General features: G+C 72.9%; 21 protein-coding genes. 11 read left to right on the top strand and 10 right to left on the bottom strand.

All coding sequences use genetic code 11. The features are described 5' to 3' along the window. Positions 1-107: 107 nt before the first annotated feature. On the top strand, positions 108-1,100 hold the full coding sequence (gene mgrA, locus AB0G32_RS23620) for an L-glyceraldehyde 3-phosphate reductase (RefSeq protein ID WP_361166548.1): 993 nt from the start codon (positions 108-110) through the stop codon (positions 1,098-1,100). Between the two features lie 164 nt (positions 1,101-1,264). After that, on the top strand, positions 1,265-1,675 hold the full coding sequence (locus tag AB0G32_RS23625) for a hypothetical protein (RefSeq protein ID WP_361166551.1): 411 nt from the start codon (positions 1,265-1,267) through the stop codon (positions 1,673-1,675). Positions 1,676-1,681: 6 nt separating this feature from the next. Here AB0G32_RS23625 and AB0G32_RS23630 read toward each other — a convergent pair whose 3' ends face one another. Continuing rightward, the gene (locus AB0G32_RS23630; RefSeq protein WP_361166554.1) at positions 1,682-2,575 is read right to left on the bottom strand and encodes an RNA polymerase sigma-70 factor; all 894 of its coding nucleotides are present in this window, start codon (positions 2,573-2,575) and stop codon (positions 1,682-1,684) included. Between the two features lie 137 nt (positions 2,576-2,712). On the opposite strand from AB0G32_RS23630, the gene AB0G32_RS23635 reads away from it, so the two are divergent. Next, a complete protein-coding gene (locus AB0G32_RS23635; protein ID WP_361166557.1) occupies positions 2,713-3,198 on the top strand; it encodes a carboxymuconolactone decarboxylase family protein in 486 nt (161 codons plus the stop codon). A gap of 364 nt (positions 3,199-3,562) precedes the next feature. On the opposite strand, the gene AB0G32_RS23640 is transcribed toward AB0G32_RS23635, so the two are convergent. The 3 genes from AB0G32_RS23640 to AB0G32_RS23650 are packed head-to-tail and all read right to left on the bottom strand — an operon-like array spanning position 3,563 to position 4,706. Beyond that, complete coding sequence (locus tag AB0G32_RS23640; RefSeq protein WP_361166560.1) at positions 3,563-3,979, bottom strand: PRC-barrel domain-containing protein; 417 nt, start codon at positions 3,977-3,979, stop codon at positions 3,563-3,565. Next, positions 3,976-4,563, bottom strand: a complete 588-nt coding sequence (locus AB0G32_RS23645) for a PRC-barrel domain-containing protein (protein ID WP_361166563.1) — start codon at positions 4,561-4,563, stop codon at positions 3,976-3,978. Before AB0G32_RS23645 ends, AB0G32_RS23640 begins: the two co-directional genes overlap by 4 nt. Then, the gene (locus AB0G32_RS23650; RefSeq protein WP_361166566.1) at positions 4,560-4,706 is read right to left on the bottom strand and encodes a hypothetical protein; all 147 of its coding nucleotides are present in this window, start codon (positions 4,704-4,706) and stop codon (positions 4,560-4,562) included. The genes AB0G32_RS23645 and AB0G32_RS23650 overlap by 4 nt, the downstream gene beginning before the upstream one ends. A gap of 180 nt (positions 4,707-4,886) precedes the next feature. On the opposite strand from AB0G32_RS23650, the gene AB0G32_RS23655 reads away from it, so the two are divergent. Then, positions 4,887-5,339, top strand: a complete 453-nt coding sequence (locus tag AB0G32_RS23655; protein ID WP_361166569.1) for an ATP-binding protein — start codon at positions 4,887-4,889, stop codon at positions 5,337-5,339. A gap of 73 nt (positions 5,340-5,412) precedes the next feature. Here the strand turns inward: AB0G32_RS23655 and AB0G32_RS23660 are convergent, their stop codons facing one another. Further along, positions 5,413-6,243: a SigB/SigF/SigG family RNA polymerase sigma factor gene (locus tag AB0G32_RS23660; RefSeq protein WP_361166762.1), complete on the bottom strand. Its 831-nt coding sequence runs from the start codon at positions 6,241-6,243 to the stop codon at positions 5,413-5,415. Between the two features lie 231 nt (positions 6,244-6,474). On the opposite strand from AB0G32_RS23660, the gene AB0G32_RS23665 reads away from it, so the two are divergent. Next, a complete protein-coding gene (locus AB0G32_RS23665) occupies positions 6,475-6,864 on the top strand; it encodes a helix-turn-helix transcriptional regulator (RefSeq protein WP_361166572.1) in 390 nt (129 codons plus the stop codon). Between the two features lie 52 nt (positions 6,865-6,916). On the opposite strand, the gene AB0G32_RS23670 is transcribed toward AB0G32_RS23665, so the two are convergent. The 3 genes from AB0G32_RS23670 to AB0G32_RS23680 form a co-directional block, all read right to left on the bottom strand. Continuing rightward, entirely contained in the window at positions 6,917-7,519 is a 603-nt protein-coding gene (locus AB0G32_RS23670; RefSeq protein WP_361166575.1) for an ATP-dependent Clp protease proteolytic subunit, read from the bottom strand. Between the two features lie 14 nt (positions 7,520-7,533). Further along, the gene (locus tag AB0G32_RS23675) at positions 7,534-8,178 is read right to left on the bottom strand and encodes an ATP-dependent Clp protease proteolytic subunit (protein WP_361166578.1); all 645 of its coding nucleotides are present in this window, start codon (positions 8,176-8,178) and stop codon (positions 7,534-7,536) included. A gap of 110 nt (positions 8,179-8,288) precedes the next feature. After that, positions 8,289-9,512: an epoxide hydrolase family protein gene (locus AB0G32_RS23680; protein ID WP_361166581.1), complete on the bottom strand. Its 1,224-nt coding sequence runs from the start codon at positions 9,510-9,512 to the stop codon at positions 8,289-8,291. Between the two features lie 119 nt (positions 9,513-9,631). Here AB0G32_RS23680 and AB0G32_RS23685 point away from each other — a divergent pair, with 119 nt between their 5' ends. The 3 genes from AB0G32_RS23685 (at position 9,632) to AB0G32_RS23695 (ending at position 11,779) form a co-directional block, all read left to right on the top strand. Beyond that, positions 9,632-10,120, top strand: a complete 489-nt coding sequence (locus AB0G32_RS23685) for a VOC family protein (RefSeq protein WP_361166584.1) — start codon at positions 9,632-9,634, stop codon at positions 10,118-10,120. 134 nt (positions 10,121-10,254) lie between these two features. Beyond that, positions 10,255-11,052, top strand: coding sequence for a VOC family protein (locus AB0G32_RS23690; RefSeq protein WP_361166587.1), 798 nt, complete (start codon positions 10,255-10,257; stop codon positions 11,050-11,052). Positions 11,053-11,083: 31 nt separating this feature from the next. Beyond that, positions 11,084-11,779: a ribonuclease H gene (locus tag AB0G32_RS23695; protein WP_361166590.1), complete on the top strand. Its 696-nt coding sequence runs from the start codon at positions 11,084-11,086 to the stop codon at positions 11,777-11,779. A gap of 12 nt (positions 11,780-11,791) precedes the next feature. On the opposite strand, the gene AB0G32_RS23700 is transcribed toward AB0G32_RS23695, so the two are convergent. Beyond that, a complete protein-coding gene (locus AB0G32_RS23700; protein ID WP_361166593.1) occupies positions 11,792-12,241 on the bottom strand; it encodes an SRPBCC family protein in 450 nt (149 codons plus the stop codon). Positions 12,242-12,380: 139 nt separating this feature from the next. On the opposite strand from AB0G32_RS23700, the gene AB0G32_RS23705 reads away from it, so the two are divergent. Together AB0G32_RS23705 and AB0G32_RS23710 are read left to right on the top strand one after the other, a co-directional pair. Next, positions 12,381-13,601 (top strand): FAD-dependent monooxygenase, encoded by a 1,221-nt coding sequence (locus AB0G32_RS23705; protein ID WP_361166596.1) that lies wholly within the window; start codon positions 12,381-12,383, stop codon positions 13,599-13,601. Between the two features lie 12 nt (positions 13,602-13,613). Continuing rightward, positions 13,614-14,597: an aldo/keto reductase gene (locus AB0G32_RS23710; protein ID WP_361166598.1), complete on the top strand. Its 984-nt coding sequence runs from the start codon at positions 13,614-13,616 to the stop codon at positions 14,595-14,597. 18 nt (positions 14,598-14,615) lie between these two features. On the opposite strand, the gene AB0G32_RS23715 is transcribed toward AB0G32_RS23710, so the two are convergent. After that, entirely contained in the window at positions 14,616-14,960 is a 345-nt protein-coding gene (locus tag AB0G32_RS23715; RefSeq protein WP_361166601.1) for a hypothetical protein, read from the bottom strand. Positions 14,961-15,141: 181 nt separating this feature from the next. Between AB0G32_RS23715 and AB0G32_RS23720 the strand changes: the two genes are divergently transcribed. Next, entirely contained in the window at positions 15,142-15,618 is a 477-nt protein-coding gene (locus AB0G32_RS23720; protein WP_361166765.1) for a DUF6328 family protein, read from the top strand. The last annotated feature ends 3 nt before the right edge of the window (positions 15,619-15,621 follow it).

A 15,621-nucleotide genomic window follows, 5' to 3' on the forward strand; every position in this document is an offset into this window, starting at 1 on the left:
TGAGAAGCGTAGTCGCTGAATCCGATCGGATTCTCCTGTTGGACCACTCGTCGCACCCCGCGCGAGAGTGGGAGCCGACCCCTCGCAGCACATCCCCTGGAGACGCGTTGTACACCGCACACCCCGACCGCTACGCGACCCTGCCCTACCGGCGCACCGGACGCAGCGGCCTGAAGCTCCCCGCGCTCTCGCTCGGCCTGTGGCACAACTTCGGCCCGGACCGCCCGGTCGAGACCCAGCGCGCCATCCTGCGCCGCGCCTTCGACCTCGGTGTCACCCACTTCGACCTGGCCAACAACTACGGCCCGCCGCCCGGCGCCGCCGAGTCCGCCCTCGGCGAGGCGCTGACGGCCGACTTCGCGCCGTACCGCGACGAACTGGTGATCTCCACCAAGGCCGGCTATCTGATGTGGCCCGGCCCGTACGGCGAGTGGGGCTCGCGCAAGTACCTGCTGTCCTCCCTCGACCAGAGCCTGCGGCGGATGGGCCTGGAGTACGTCGACATCTTCTACTCGCACCGCCCCGACCCGGACACTCCGCTGGAGGAGACGATGGGCGCCCTGCACTCGGCGGTGCGGCAGGGCAAGGCGCTCTACGTCGGGGTCTCCAACTACTCGGCGGAGCAGACCCGCGAGGCCGCGCGCATCCTGGCCGACCTGGGCACGCCGCTGCTGATCCACCAGCCGCGCTACTCGATGCTCGACCGGCGCCCGGAGAGCGAGGGCCTGCTGGACGCCCTCGACGAGCTGAACGTCGGCTCCATCGCCTACTCCCCGCTGGAGCAGGGCCTGCTGACCGGCCGGTACCTCAACGGCATCCCGGAGGACTCCCGGGCGGCGAGCGACAGCCCGTTCCTGAACTCGGACGCGGTCACCGAGGACCTGGTCGGCAGGTTGCGCGCGCTGGACGCGCTCGCGAAGTCCCGCGGCCAGTCCCTGGCGCAGCTGGCGCTGGCCTGGGTGCTGCGCGGCGGCCGGGTGACCTCCGCGCTGGTCGGCGCGAGCAGCCCGGAACAGCTGGCGGACAGCGTCGCCGCCGTCGGCAACCTGGACTTCGACGCCGACGAACTGGCCCGGATCGACGAACTCGTCAAGGCATAGGAAAACTTCCGGCCAGTCGAACCGGTGAATATGCCAAGAGACTGGCCGGAAAGGCATGGTGACAGTGGTTCAGCAGTGAACATACTCAACTCCTAGGGCGCATCACGCCATGCGACAGCGCCCTCACCCACAGCGCACGACCCATGCGACGGGGGAGGGGAGACGTGCACGACGAGTTCCTGTGCCATGTCACCGCGTACGGAGTCTGTGACGGGCGGCGGATCGGCGTCCCGCTGGGAACCTACCGGGCCCCCACCCTCGCCCTCGCCCTGTGGTGGCTGCGCGACCGGGCCTCCTGGATCGCCGAGCGGCTCGATCCGCAGCCCGACCGGCCGCACCTGCCGCGCGGCGCCCTGACCCCGGTGGCCGACGACGCCCCGGACGTCCCGCTGGCGCTGCGCGCCTGGTGTGCCGACGTGGTGCAACAGGAACTGGTCGGCGAGGAACTGGCCGCCGGGCGGCTGGTGCGGGTGGCCACCAGCGACGAGACCACCGAGTACGAACTGCTCGCCGAGTCGGTGGACGCCCTGCGCATGCAGCGCACCGGCCCGGCGCTGGTGGTGCCCGTCGCCTGAACGGCGTCACCGGCGCAGGGCGGTCGCCCGCTCCATGTGCGACAGCTTCTCCGGGTTGCGCACCGCGTACAGACCGGTGATCAGACCGTCGTCGACGCGCACCGCCACCACGGTGTCGAGCTCGCCGTCGAGCCGGACGACCAGGGCCGGGTGGCCGTTGACCTGCGCCGGGCGCAGCGCGGCCCCGGTGGTCAGCCGGCCCATGCCGGCGACCAGCAGCCGGGCCACCTTGTCGGCGCCCGCGATCGGCCGCAGGACGGCCTGCCGCACCCCGCCGCCGTCGCCCAGCAGCACCACGTCCGGCGCGAGGATGTCGAGCAGCCCCTGCAGGTCGCCGGTCTCGACCGCCCGCCGGAACGCGGCGAGGGCGTCCCGGGTGTCGGCGGCGGAGACGGTCCCGCGCGGCCGGCGGGCCGCGACATGGGCGCGGGCCCGGTGTCCGATCTGCCGGACCGCCGCCGGGCTCTTGCCGACGGCCTCGGCGATCTCCTCGTACCCGAGGGCGAACACCTCGCGCAGCACGAACACCGCCCGCTCCACGGGCGCCAGGGTCTCCAGCACCAGCAGCACGGCCATCGAGACGCTGTCGGCCAGTTCGACGTCCTCGGCCACGTCCGGTGTGGTCAGCAGCGGCTCGGGCAGCCAGGAACCGACGTAGGACTCCTTGCGCCGGCCCAGCGCGCGCAGCCGGCTCAGCGCCTGCCGGGTGGTGATCCGGACCAGGTACGCCCGCGGCTCCCGCACCTCGGCGAGGTCGACGCCGGACCAGCGCAGCCAGGTCTCCTGGAGCACGTCCTCCGCGTCGGCGGCCGAGCCGAGCATCTCGTAGGCCACGGTGAACAGCAGGTTGCGGTGGGCGACGAACGCCTCGGTGGCGCGGTCGCCGTGTTCTGTCGTCACATACCCGAGATGCCGGCCGGACCGGTTCTGTGACAGCCGCGGCCAGTGGCGCACATCACATTCCCGCCATGTCACAGGACCCGCGGCGGGGGCGTCCTGTGGGCATCCGACGCACGAACACGAGTGAGGACGACGCCATGGAAGCCCGGTTCGACCTGTTCGAGAACGAGATCGCGGTCAAGTTCGCCAAGCGGTTCGCCGGCACCGCGCTGGTGCTCCAGCAGTCGCCGCTGCCCAAGTCCACGCAAGAACTGATGGCGCTGCGCGCCAGCCAGATCAACGGCTGCGGCCACTGCGTCGACATGCACGCCAAGGAGGCCGCGGCGGCCGGGGAGAGCGCGGTACGGCTCAGCCTGGTCGCCACCTGGCGCGAGTCCACCGTCTTCACCGAGGCCGAACGGGCCGCGCTGGCCCTCACCGAGGAGGGCACCCGGCTCGCCGACGCCCATCAGGGGGTGTCCGACGAGACCTGGGAGCAGGTGCGCAAGCACTACGACGACGACTGCACGGCGGCGCTGGTCTGCGTGGTCGCGCTGATCAACGCGGCCAACCGGCTGGCGGTGATCACGCATCAGAAGGGCGGTTCCTACCAGCCCGGGGCGTTCGCCGCGGCCTTCGACTGACCTTCGCCACCGCCGGGTTCCGAGGCGCGCGAGCAGGGCGCCGCGGAACCCGGCGGCCGGCCCCCGCCCCACCGCCGGGCCGAGCAGGTCCACGGCCGTGGCCGCCGGAACAGCTCCGCGGACGCGTCGTCTCCCAGGCCGCCGACGCCCAGCACCGACGGTCCCGCCCGCGCGGGGGCCCGGCAGGTCAGACCGATCATGAGGATCGCCGCGACCAGCCGCACGGCGGTGCGCCGGGTTCACCGTCGACAGGCCCGGGGCGCGCAGCACCTCGTCGAGGAGGTGCGGCAACGGCAGTCCGAACGGCCCGTCCGCCCGCCCGTCCCCCGGGCCGCGCGGAGTCGGCCACCGCCGGGCCGGAGCGTCAGACGGCGGCCCGGACCACCAGGGCGTAGTCGCCGAGGCCCAGCAGCCGGTCGGCCGGTATGTCCCCGTAGGCCGTGACCACCCGCAGCACCCGGCCGGTGTCCGGATCGAAGACCAGGTCCCGGACGGTGCCCGCCTCGTCGCCGGCGTCCGTCAGCACCCGGCTGTCCACCGGATCGTGCGGCGGCACCGGACCGGCCGGGTCGGCCGACCGGACCAGGACGGCGTCCGGCCCCACGGCGTGCAGCGCCGCCCAAGGCAGCACCGTCTCCTGGCGCCGGCGCCGGCCGCGCACCCTCAGGTGGGTGACCGTGCCCGCGGCGGCGTCCACGGCCAGCGACGTCACGGTCCCCAGCTCCGCCGCGTCGGCCAGGGTGACCACCGGCAGGCCATGTATCTCGGAGAACAGCGTCATGGCGTGGGTCCCTCCGGGCGGCCCGGGACGCCGCCGGCCGTCAGCGCGGCCAGTTCGTCGAGGCCGCCGACGACATGCCGGACGGCGTCCGCGGGCAGCACCAGCGCCCGGCCGGACACGGCGAGCGTCTCGCCGCGCGGCACGTAGACCTGGCGCCGCCGGCGTCTGGACCCCGGCGCCAGGGCCTTGCTCGCGGCCACCCGGAATCCGATCACCCGGCCGCTGCCGCCGCCCTCCACCACCACGTCGAGGACCGTGCCGACGTCGGTGCCCGTGTCGGTCAGCACCCGCGCCCCCAGCACCCGGCCCTGCGTCGCCTCCCGGCGGGCCACCACGGCGGCCGTCGCCGCCAGCTCCCGCCGGTCGCGGATCAGCACCGCGTCATGGCCCAGCGCGTGCACCGCGGGCCAGGGCAGGCTCTGCCGCAGCGGCCCCGACAGCAGACCCCGGCCACTGAGCGTGAACCCGGTGATCCGGCCGGCCTCCGCGTCGAAGACGGTGTCCTTGACCTGCGCCACCACGTCCCCGCCCAGGGTCACCACCGGCCGGGTGGTCAGACTCCGCGCGGCCATCAGCTCGTTCATCGCACGCCCTTCCCGCCGGGCCGGCGCCCGGACCGCACCGCGACGACCGTGCCGGACCGCCGCCGGGCCTGCACCGCCAGGGTCAGCAGCACCACGGCGACCAGCACCGCGACCGCCACGACGAGCCACGTCCACCAGACCACGGTCCACCTCCCGGACTCCGCCCCGGGCACCGCTCGCGATCGGCCGGGGTCACTGTCCGGGTGCCCCGCGCGGCTGTGACAATGCCCGCAGTGAGAATGAGGTGACATGCACGGCCGACAACGGGGTACCAGGACTGGTGCAGCAGCGTCCGGCCAGTCCGGCTTCCGAGAGAGAAACGCATGATCGACCACCTGGACGGGGCAGTGATACCGACTGGCTTCGACGTGCCCGTGGAACCGCTACGGCGGGCGGCACACTACACCGGCGAGCCGGGATGCATCGCCGAGGCGCGTTCCTTCGCGTCGCTCTTCCTCCAGCAGCTGAGGACCGAGTGGTGCGCCACGATCGGCCGCCCCGCCGACGGTGCCGTGCTCCTGGTGGTGAGTGAGCTGGTCACCAACGCCGACCGGCACAGCCAGGGGCCCTACATCCTGGAGCTGGAGGGCACCGACCGGTCGGTGACGGTGTCCGTCTACGACAGCAGCGGCGCGGTGCCCAAACGCTTCCCCCGCGACCCGGAGCGGATCGGGCGGCACGGACTGGAGATCGTGCACGCGCTGGCCGACGAACTCGTCGTGGAACGGGTGCCGGTCGGCAAGCGGGTCCGCGCGGTGGTACCGCTCACCGATTGACCGCGGCGGAAGGCGCACGGTGGTCTCCCGCCGTGCGCCCCGTCATGTCCCGCGGCCGCCGTGCGCCGCGGCCTCAGACGTGGTCCAGTTCGCCCAGCATGCCCGCGCGCAGCCGGGCGATGATCCGCTTGATCAGCCGGGAGACGTGCATCTGCGTGCAGCCGAGCCGTTCGCCGATCTCCGCCTGGGTGGCCTCCTCCACGAACCGCAGGTGCAGGATCTGCCGGTCGCGCTCGCTGAGTTCGGCCATCAGCGGCGCCAGCGTGTGGAAGTCCTCGACGAGCCGCAGCCCGTCCTCCTCCACCCCGATGAAGTCGGCCAGCACCGACTCGCCACCCTCGGGGCCGTCGCCGGTGAGCGCGGCGTCCAGCGACGAGGAGTGGTAGCCGTTGGCGGCGATCTGTCCCTCGATCACCTGGTCCTCGCCGATGTTCATCAGCGTGGCCAGCTCGGCGACGGTCGGCTCGCGGTCCAGCCGGCTGGACAGCTCCTCACGGGCCTTGGCCAGCTCGACGCGGAGTTCCTGAAGCCGCCTGGGCACGTGCACCGCCCAGGTGGTGTCACGGAAGAACCGCTTGATCTCGCCGACGATGTACGGCAGCGCGAAGGAGGTGAACTCCACCTCGCGCGACAGCTCGAACCGGTCGATGGCCTTGATCAGACCGATCATCCCGGTCTGGACGACGTCCTCCATGTCGTCGCCGCGGCCCCGGAACCGGCCGGCCGCGAACCGCACCAGCGACATGTTCATCTCGATCAGGGTGCCCCGCGCGTACTGGTACTCGCGGGTGCCCTCCTCCAGTTCGGACAGCCGCTGGAAGAACTGACGGGACAGCTCCCGCGCGTCGCGCGGCGCCACCGAACGGCCGTCCACGGCCTTCGACCGGATCACGGCGGTGTCCATCGCCTCTGCCACGAAAGTCACGTCTCGACGCCTCCCTGAATCCTTCCGGCGGTGCGATACCCAGGTCCGGGCGGCTCACGCCGCCCAGGTGACCCGGTACCGCCCGCTCAAGGATATCCGCGCCGCCGCCCGCCCACACGTCAGCGGCGCGGGCGCCGGGCGGACCCCGATTTCCCTCAGGGCGGAACGCCGGGCCCTTCCGCTGCCGCGGGCCGCTCCTAAGCTGGGAAAGTGAGCAGCCAAACACCGGACGAAGCCCGTGTCATCCCCCTGCGCCCGCACCCCGGCCGCCCGGACGCCGCGCGCCCGGCCCCCGCGCCCCGCGAGCCGCTCTGGCGCGACCTGGTCGGCGACGTACTGCGGCGGGAACGCCTCGCCCAGGAACGGACGCTGAAGGAGGTGGCGGAGGCGGCCCGGATCTCCATGCCGTACCTCTCCGAGGTGGAACGCGGCCGGAAGGAAGCCTCCTCGGAGGTGCTCGCGGCCGCCGCCCGGGCGCTCGGCCTCGGCCTCGGCGACCTGCTGGCCCGGGCGCACGGCGAACTCACCCGAGTCACCACCCGCCGCCCGGTCTCCAGCCGCGCCGGTTCCCGTCACGACGGGCTCTGCTTGGCGGCGTAACGGGACGCGGCGCCCCCCGTGGGCAGGGCCGCCCCGCCCACAGGGGGGCGGCTCAGGCCCGCACGAGCCGTCGGCCGAGCACCTCGTCGGCCAGCCCGTACGCCACCGCCTCCTGGGCCGTGAACACCTTGTCGCGGTCCATGTCCGCCCGCAGCGCGGCGGCCTCGCGGCCGGTGTGCCGGGTCAGCACCTCCTCGACCTGCGCGCGGATCCGTACCATCTCCTTCGCCTGGAGCGCCAGGTCGGAGACCGTGCCCTGACGGCCGCCGCTGGCCGGCTGGCCGAGCAGCACCCGGGCGTGCTCCAGCACGAACCGCCGCCCGGGGTCGCCGCCGGCCAGCAGCACCGCCGCCGTGGAGGCCGCCTGGCCGACGCAGAACGTCGAGATCGGCGCCTGCACGAACGTCATGGTGTCGTAGATCGCCATCAGCGACGTGAACGAGCCGCCGGGGGAGTTGAGGTAGATCGAGATCTCGCTCTCCGGCGCCGACGACTCCAGGTGCAGGAGTTGCGCGATGACGACGTTGGCGACGCCGTCGTCGATCTCGGTGCCGAGGAAGATGATCCGCTCCGCCAGCAGCCGGCTGAACACGTCGTAGGACCGCTCGCCCTGCGGGGTCCGCTCCACGACGCTCGGAATGGTGTACGACCCCATGCGCGTCTCCATGGTCACAGCCCCATCCGTCGCCGCGTGCCGGCCGGGCGGACGTCCGTGAAGGACTCCACCACCCGGTCCACCATCCCGTACTCCCTGGCCTCCTCGGCCGTGAACCAGCGGTCCCGGTCGCCGTCCCGCGAGATCGTCTCCGGTGACTGGCCGGTGTGCTCGGCGGTGATGCGTTCGATGGTGCGCTTGGTGAACTCCAGGTTGTCCGCCTGGATCTCGATGTCCGCGGTGGTGCCGCCGATGCCCGCCGACGGCTGGTGCATCATGATCCGCGCGTTGGGCAGCGCGTACCGCTTGCCCGCGGCGCCCACGCTGAGCAGGAACTGCCCCATGCTGGCGGCGAACCCCATGGCGAGCGTGGCGACGTCGTTGGGGATCAGCCGCATCGTGTCGTAGATGGCGAGCCCGGCGTGGACCGAGCCGCCGGGGCTGCTGATGTACAGGCTGATGTCGGTGCGCGGGTCCTCCGCGGACAGGATCAGCAACTGGGCGCAGATCCGGTTCGCGGAGACCTCGTCGACCTGGGTGCCCAGCACGACGATGCGCTGGGCGAGCAACTGCGCGGCGAGGTGGTCGTCGAACCGGCTCGGCGGGGTGTCGCCCTCCTCCGCTCGCGGCAGCAGGGGGGCGGTGGTCAGTGGGGACATCGGCGCTCCTTCGGCTTCGTCCGGACGGTGCCGTCGCCCCCACTGTCGGCCCGGGACCGCCCGCGCCGGGGCTTTCTCTGCCCGCGGCAGATTCGCCCAGGGCAGAGCGGTCAGCCGGCCCGCTCCGCGCGCAACTGCCGGAAGAACGCCCGTACGTCACCGACCAGCAGCTCCGGCTGCTCCAGCGCCGCGAAGTGCCCGCCCCGGTCGAACTCCGTCCACCGCACCAGGTTCTCGGTGCGCCGGGCCCGGTGCCGCAGCGGGAGCTGCGGGTCGGCGGCGAAGGAGGCGACCGCGGTCGGCGCGGTGGACGGCTCCCCCGGGGCGGCGGCGCGGCCGGTGGCGTGCGCCCGCTCGTAGTAGACGCGGGCCGACGAACCGGCGGTGCCGGTCACCCAGTACAGCATCACGTTGGTCAGCAGCCGGTCGCGGTCCACCGCCTCCTCCGGCAGCTGACGGGAGTCCGTCCACTCGGCGAACTTCTCCACGATCCAGGCGAGCTGCCCGACCGGGGAGTCGTTGAGCGCGTACGCCAGGGTCTGCGGCCGGGTGGACTGCTGGACGGCGTATCCGGTGCTCTCCCGGGTCCACGCGTCCCAGCGGCGCCACGACCGCAGGGTGCGCTCCCGTTCCGCGGCGCCGAGCCCGGCCAGCTCGGCGGCGGTCGGCTCGGTGGCCTGCTGGGCGCCCGGCAGCAGGTTGAGGTGGACGCCGAGCACCCGCTCGGGGTGGACCCGCCCCAGCTCGCGGGAGATCGCCGCGCCCCAGTCACCGCCCTGGAGGCCGTACCGGTGGTAGCCGACGCGCCGCATCAGCTCGGCCCAGGCGTCGGCGATCCGCCCGGCCTCCCAGCCGGTGTCCGGCGCCGGTCCGGACAGGCCGAACCCGGGCACGCTCGGCAGCACGAGGTGGAAGGCGTCGGAGGGGTCGCCGCCATGCGCCACCGGATCGGTCAACGGCCCGGCCACGTCGAGGAACTCGGCGATCGACCCCGGCCAGCCGTGGGTGATCAGCAGCGGGGTCGCGGCCGGCTCGGCGGAGCGGACGTGGGCGAAGTGCACGTTCGCGCCGTCGATCGTGGTGGTGAACTGCGGCCAGGCGTTCAGCTCCGCCTCGGCGGCCCGCCAGTCGTAGTCGTGGCGCCAGTACCGCACCAGCTCCCGCAGGTACTCCCGCTCCACCCCGTACCCCCATCCGGCGCCGGCCGGCTGGTCCGGCCAGCGGGTCCGGTCCAGCCGGGCGTGCAGATCGTCGAGGTCGCCCTGCGGGACGTCGAGGCGGAAGGGGCGCGGCGGGCCGGGGGCGCCGTCGTCGGCGGCGGTGGAGGAGAGCACGGCCGGATGGTAGGCGCGGGACCGGGCCCCGGTCGAAGGGATTGCCGCGCGGCCGATGAGTTCCGGGCCCCGCGCCGGTCGACACAGATGACCGCGTTCCACGCACCCAGGAGGTACCGATGGCCAGCGACGGATTCACCACGTGCCTGTGGTTCGACGACCAGGCCGAGGAGGCCGCCCACTACTACGTCTCGGTGTTCAAGGACTCCGACTCCCGTGTCGGCGAGATCACCCACTACCCCGAGGGCGGCCACCGCCCCGCCGGCACGGTGCTCACCGTCGACTTCACCGCCAACGGACAGAAGTTCGTCGGGCTGAACGGCGGACCGCAGTTCAAGTTCACCGAGGCGATCTCCTTCCAGATCACCTGCGAGGACCAGGCAGAGGTCGACCACTACTCGCAGCGGCTGACCGAGGACGGCGGCGAGCTGGGGCCGTGCGGCTGGGTCCGGGACCGGTTCGGCGTGTCCTGGCAGGTCGTGCCGCGCCGGCTGCTGGAGATGTTCTCCGGCCCCGACCGGGCCGCGGCCGCCCGCGCCAACAAGGCGATGGAGTCGATGCGCAAACTGGACATCGCCGCCCTGGAGAAGGCCTTCGCCGGGGAGTGAGCGGGGGAGTGAGCAGGGGAGCGAAGTACGGAATTTCCGGAATGTGGCGCTCGCCGCGCGGCCCCGGGCCCGGGTGACTAGCGTGGGGAAGCGGACCACCCACACCCACCCACCCTGTCCGGGAGGCGGCGGTCATGGCAGTACAACCCGAGGGAGCCCCTTGTTGGGCCGACGCGATGTTCGGCGACCTGGAGGGGGCGAAGAGTTTCTACGGCGACGTCCTCGGCTGGACCTTCGGCGAGTCGTCGTCGGAGTACGGCAACTACACCACGGCCTACGCGGACGGCAAGGCAGTCGCCGCGGTGGTGCCGCCCATGCCGGGCCAGGAGGGCGACGCGCAGTGGTGCCTCTACTTCGCGTCCCGGGACGCCGCCGCCACCGCGGCGAGGATCCGCGAGGCCGGCGGCGAGGTGCTGATGGAGCCGATGCGGGTCGGCGACTTCGGCACCATGTGCCTGGCCCGGGACCCCGGCGGCGTCGTCTTCGGCCTCTGGCAGGGCGGCACCCACGAGGGCTTCGAGGCGATGGCCGTGCCCGGTGCCTACTGCTGGGCGGAGATCTTCGCCCGCGAGGCGCAGAAGTCGGACGCCTTCTTCCCGGCGGTGTTCGGCTACCGGACCAAGCGGATGGAGGACGACGCGATCGACTTCCGCCTCTTCGACCTGGACGAGCGCACCGTCCTGGGCCGCATGGCCATGACGGACGAGTTCCCGCCCGAGCTGCCGCCGTGGATCAACGTCTACTTCACGGTCGCCGACTGCGACGCCGCCGTCGCCCGTGCCACCGAGCGCGGCGGCGTACTGCGCTTCGGGCCGATGGACTCGCCGTTCGGCCGGTTCGCGGCGCTGAGCGACCCGCAGGGCGCCGCCTTCTCGGTGATCGACATCACGACCACCCAGGGCGAGATGCCGAAGATCTCGGACGTCTCCTGAACCCCGCCGGGGACCGGCTCGCGGCCATGGCATGATCGAGCCCATGCGTGAACGTGTTGTGGCCGCGTGCGACGGGGCCTCGAAGGGCAATCCCGGCCCGGCGGCCTGGGCCTGGGTCGTCGCCGACGAGAGCGAGACCCCGGACCGCTGGGAGGCGGGCCCGCTGGGCCGGGCCACCAACAACGTCGCCGAACTCACCGCCCTGGAGCGGCTGCTGGCGGCGACCGACCCGGCGGTGCCGCTGGAGATCCGGATGGACTCCCAGTACGCGATGAAGGCCGTCACCACCTGGCTGCCCGGCTGGAAGCGCAACGGCTGGAAGACCTCGGCCGGCAAGCCGGTCGCCAACCAGGAACTGGTCGTACGCATCGACGAACTGCTCGGCGGCCGCTCGGTGGAGTTCCGCTACGTACCGGCCCACCAGGTCGACGGGGACCGGCTCAACGACTGGGCGGACCGCGCCGCCAGCCACGCCGCCGTCGTCCAGGAGGCGGCGGGCAGCGCCCAGGGCTCGCCCGAGCCGCCGCCCGCCCCGGACACCCCGGTCAAGGCCGCGCGCAAAAAGGCCCCCACCGCCCGGAAGGGCGGCGGGGGCGGCACGCGGACGATCAAGGCGAAGTTCGCCGGGCGCTGCCTGTGCGGACGCTCCTACGCGGCCGGTGAGTCCATCGCCAAGAACGACCAGGGCTGGGGCCACCCGGAGTGCCGCACGGCGGCGGCCGGGTAGCGGCGGCGGGCGTCACACCGCGCCGCGCCAGCCCCCGGTCTCCTGGCCGCGCCGCTCGATGAAGTGCTTGAAGCGCTCCAGGTCACCCTTGGTCTGCCGTTGCACGACGCCCAGCTTGTCACCGACCTTCTCGGCGACGCCGTCCGGGCGGAACTCCATCTGGAGCATCACCTTGGTGTGTCCGTCGTCGAGGCGGTGGAAGGTGACGACCCCCGCCTGCTCGGCCTCGCCGGCGACCGTGGTCCACGCGACCCGCTCGTCCGGGATCTGCTCGGTGATCCGCGCGTCGAACTCGCGCCGGACGCCGTCGACCTTCGTCACCCAGTGCGTCAAGGTGCTGTCGCGCTGCTCGATGCGCTCGACCCCGCTCATGAACTCGGGGAACGACTCGAACTGGGTCCACTGGTTGTAGGCGGTGTGGACCGGCACGCCGACCTCGATGGATTCCTCGACCTGCGACATCAGGTACTGCCTCCTTCGGCTTTCGTCGGGTGGACGGCCCGGGTACCCGACGCCCGCGCGGCAAATCTTCTGATGTCCCGTCACCTCGCTGTTACCCTGCGGGTCATATGACCGTTTTGCGGTAATTCAGGGAGGGTGTGTGAAGGTCGCCTGCGTCGGTGGCGGACCCGCCGGGCTGTATCTGTCGATCCTGCTGAAACGGGACGACCCCGACCACGACATCACCGTGTACGAACGCGGCCCGGAGGGCTCCACCTACGGCTGGGGCGTCACCTACTGGCGCCCGCTGCTCGACCGGCTCCACCGCCACGACCCCGAGTCGGCCCGCGCCGTCGAGGAACACTCGGTGACCTGGCGGGACGGCGTCGCCCACGTCGGCGACCTGTCGGTACGCCACCGGGGCGACACCGGCCACGGCATCGGCCGGCACCGGCTGCTGGAGATCCTCGCCGCCCGGGCCCGCGCGCTCGGCGTCCGGCTGGAGTACGGACATGAGGTCACCGCCCCGGGCGAGCTGCCCGCCGCCGACCTGGTGGTCGCGGCCGACGGCGTGGGCAGTGCGCTGCGCACCCGGCACGCCGGGCACTTCGGCACCGCGGCGCGCCCCGGGCGCAACCGCTACCTCTGGCTCGGCACCACCAAGGTCTTCGACGCCTTCACCTTCGCCTTCGTACCGACCGCCCACGGCTGGATCTGGGCCTACGGCTACGGCTTCGGGCCCGGCCACAGCACCTGCGTCGTCGAGTGCGCGCCCGAGACCTGGCGCGGCCTCGGTCTGGACGGGGCGGACGAGGGGGAGGGGCTGGTGCTGCTGGAGAAGCTCTTCGCCGACGTCCTCGACGGCCATCCGCTCGTCGCCCGCCCCGCGACCGGCGCCGGCGTCCTGCCGTGGCAGCCCTTCCGCACCCTGACCAACCGCGTCTGGTCGCACGGCAACCTGGTGCTGCTCGGCGACGCCGCCCACACCACGCACTACTCCGTCGGGGCCGGCACCACCCTGGCCCTGGAGGACGCCATGTCGCTGGCCGCCGCGCTGCGCGGGCGCCCCGCCGTGCCGGACGCCCTCGCCCGCTACGCGGCCGAACGCCGCGCCGCCCTGCTCCCCGTGCAGAGCGCCGCCCGGTACAGCGCCCGGTTCTACGAGCACCTGCCGCGCTACCTCGCCCTGCCGCCCGAGCAGATGTTCGCCCTGCTCGGCCAGCGCCACTCACCCCTGCTGCCGTACCTCCCGCCCCGCCTGTACTACCGGCTCGACCGGGCCGCCGGCCGGCTCGAGCCGCTGCGCCGGGTCAAGCGCCGGCTCGGCCCGAAGCTGGCCCGCGCCGCCCAGACCAGGGCCCTCACCAGGGGCGGGGGATGACAGACTGACGCCATGGAAGAACGCGCATTCGACAGGTCGGGTCAGCACGCCTCGGTGATCGGCCTCGGCACCTGGCAGCTGGGCGCCGACTGGGGCGACGTCGACGACAAGGAAGCCCTGGCGGTACTGGAGGCGGCGGCCGAGGCCGGCGTGACCTTCTTCGACACCGCCGACGTCTACGGCGACGGCCGCAGCGAGCAGACCATCGCCACGTTCCTCAAGAGCCGCCCCGGCCTCGGCGTCACGGTCGCCACCAAGATGGGCCGCCGCGTCGAACAGCTCCCGCGGAACTACGTCCTGGACAACTTCCGCGCCTGGAACGACCGTTCCCGGCGCAATCTGGGCGTCGACACCCTCGACCTGGTCCAGCTGCACTGCCCGCCCACGCCGGTCTACGCGAGTGACGAGGTGTTCGACGCCCTCGACACCCTGGTCGCCGAGGAGCGGATCAAGGCGTACGGCGTCAGCGTGGAGACCTGCGCCGAGGCACTCACCGCGATCGCCCGGCCGAACGTCGCCAGCGTGCAGATCATCCTCAACCCGTTCCGGATGAAGCCGCTGCGCGAGGTGCTCCCGGCGGCCCGCGAGGCCGGCGTCGGGATCATCGCCCGGGTGCCGCTCGCCTCCGGTCTGCTGTCCGGCAAGTACACCCGCGACACCGTCTTCGCCGCCGACGACCACCGCACCTTCAACCGGCACGGCGAGGCGTTCGACCAGGGTGAGACGTTCTCCGGCGTCGACTTCGCCACCGGCGTCGAGGCCGCCGCCGAGTTCGCCGCGCTGGCCCCCGAGGGCTGCGCCCCGGCCCAGCTGGCGCTGCGCTGGATCGTGCGGCAGCCCGGCGTGACCACGGTGATCCCCGGTGCCCGCTCGCCCGAGCAGGCCCGCGCCAACGCGGCGGCCGCCGCCCTGCCGGAGCTGTCCGACGCCACCCTCGCGGCGGTCACGGAGCTGTACCAGCGGCGGATCAAGGACCAGGTCGAAGGCCGCTGGTAGCCGGCCGCGGCACGGCACTCACGGCACCAGGTGCAGCTCCCGCTCCTGTTCCTGGTCGCCGGAGGCGGCGCCCTCGTCGTGGGTGGTGAACGCGCGGGCCAGCGTCTCGCTGGCCGCCGTCACGGCCCCCGGCGTGCCCTGCACGGTGACGGTCACCGGCTCGGACAGCCGCGCGCCGGCCGGCGGTGCCTGGGCGGCGTCCGGCGCCGACGGGGAGCTGAAGGTGGCGGTGCGGACCGTCGCCCGGTCGTCCGCCGGAAGCTCGTCCGGGGCCCCGAACACGCCCTCCAGCGCGTGCACGACCGCCCGCGCGTCATCGATCCCGCCGCCGCTGAGCGTCACGGTGAGCTGCGTGTCGGACATCCCTCACGACCTCCTTGTACGGTGCTTCGGTCGTCGTCCGTGTAACCGGGGCCGGACCTCCCAAACAGCACGTCACCGTGTCAGAACCGGGTCTGAGACGAAAGAACCCGGGAAGCTGTCAGTCACATCCTGACAACCGGGAGGACCAGTGGCGGACGCGGACGCGGGCGTGACGACAGACATGGCCAGGCGCCGGGGGCGCGACGAGACCGAGGAGGAGCGCGCCGACCGGATGTGGACGGAGCTCATCCAGGAGGTCCGCGTCGCGCAGATGGGCGTGCAGATCCTGTTCGGCTTCCTGCTCACGGTCGTCTTCCAGCCCAAGTACGGGGAACTGTCGGAGGCGGACCAGACCATCTACCTGGTCACCGTGGTGCTCGGCGCCGTGACGACCGGCGCGCTGATCGGTCCGGTCTCCCTGCACCGGCTCGTCTCCGGGCGGCGCGTCAAGCCCCAGGCCGTGCGCTGGGCCTCCCGGCTCACACTGCTCGGTCTGGTACTGCTGCTCGCCACGACGACCGCGTCCCTGCTGCTGATCCTGCGCGTCGCCACGCACGACGGCTTCGTGCCCTGGCTGGTCGCGGGCGTCGTCGCCTGGTATCTGCTGTGCTGGTTCGTGCTGCCCCTGTGGACGAGGTACCGCCACACCTCGGACTGATCC

The sequence above is a fragment of the Streptomyces sp. NPDC023723 genome, assembly GCF_040639815.1.
In the GTDB taxonomy this organism is placed as follows: domain Bacteria; phylum Actinomycetota; class Actinomycetes; order Streptomycetales; family Streptomycetaceae; genus Streptomyces.